Raw genomic sequence first — 1,280 nt, 5'->3', positions numbered from 1 at the left:
GCGGGCGCGCTGGACAGTGCCGATCGGTCGCGGATGTCGCAGGGGGGTGTGCTGCCGCTGTCCGCGGAGGAGGGCCTCGCCCTGTTCGACACCGCCGTGGGCTTGGGCGCGCCCTTCACCGTACCCGTCAGTCTCGACCTCGCATCCCTGCGCGCGCAGGCGGACTCCGTACCGGTCCTGTTCCGGGGACTCGTACCCGCGCGGCGGCGTACAGCGGTCGGCCCGCGGAGTGGCGCCGACAGCTTGCGCCAACGCCTGGCGGCACTGCCCGAGGCTGAGTGGGAAGGCGCTCTGCTCCAGCTCGTCCGAGCGCAGGCCGCCCAGGTCCTTGGCTATGCGGGAGCCGAAGCGATCGAGCCCGAGCGGGCCTTCCGCGACCTGGGGTTCGACTCGCTGGCCGCGGTCGAGTTGCGCAACGGGCTCACCACCGAGACCGGCCTGCGCCTCCCGACCACGCTGGTATTCGACCACCCCAACTCCGCAGCACTCGCCCAGTACTTGCTGGAGGAGGTTGCCGGCACCACCGACGAGACGTTGCCGGTTGCCGTATCGGCGACGGCCGACAACGAACCGATCGCCATCATCGGTATGGCCTGCCGCTATCCCGGAGACGTCGAGTCCCCCGAGGAACTGTGGCAGTTGGTTGCCGACGGGCGTGACGCCATCTCGGAGTTCCCGGTCAACCGCGGCTGGGACATCGACCGCGTTTACGACGCCCAGGGGGTGCGGCCCGACACGAGCTACGTCAACAAGGGCGGCTTCCTCCACCGGGCCGACGAGTTCGACCCGGGCTTCTTCGGCATCAGCCCCAACGAGGCCCTGATGATGGACCCGCAGCAGCGCCTGCTGCTGGAGGCGTCATGGGAGGCGCTGGAGCGGGCGGGCATCGACCCGACGACCCTGCGCTCCAGCTCCACCGGTGTGTTCGCGGGGATGATGTACCACGACTACACGTACAACAGCAGCACCGGTGCCATCGCCTCCGGCCGCATCTCGTACGTGCTGGGTCTCGAAGGTCCCTCGGTCACGGTGGACACCGCATGCTCGTCCTCGCTCATTTCCCTGCACCTGGCCGTGCACGCGCTGCGCTCCGGCGAGTGCACGCTTGCCCTGGCCGGCGGTGTCGCGATGATGGCCACCCCTGAGGTCTTCATCGAATTCAGCCGACAGCGTGGTCTCTCACCCGACGGCCGCTGCAAGTCGTTCGCTGACGCCGCTGACGGTACGGGGTGGGGTGAGGGTGTCGGCATGCTGCTGGTGGAGCGGTTGTCGGATGCCCG

General features: G+C 69.3%; 1 protein-coding gene. It reads left to right on the top strand.

Features of this window, described 5'->3' with window-relative positions; all coding sequences use genetic code 11:
* Nucleotides 1-1,280 (top strand): acyl carrier protein (locus ACZ4NB_RS38700; protein ID WP_467667750.1); only part of this gene is annotated, 1,280 nt, incomplete at both ends.

The sequence above is a fragment of the Streptomyces sp. NPDC026575 genome (genome assembly GCF_055567415.1).
Note: the sequence above shows the minus strand (reverse complement) of the source record. Positions and strands in the feature narration are given on the sequence as shown.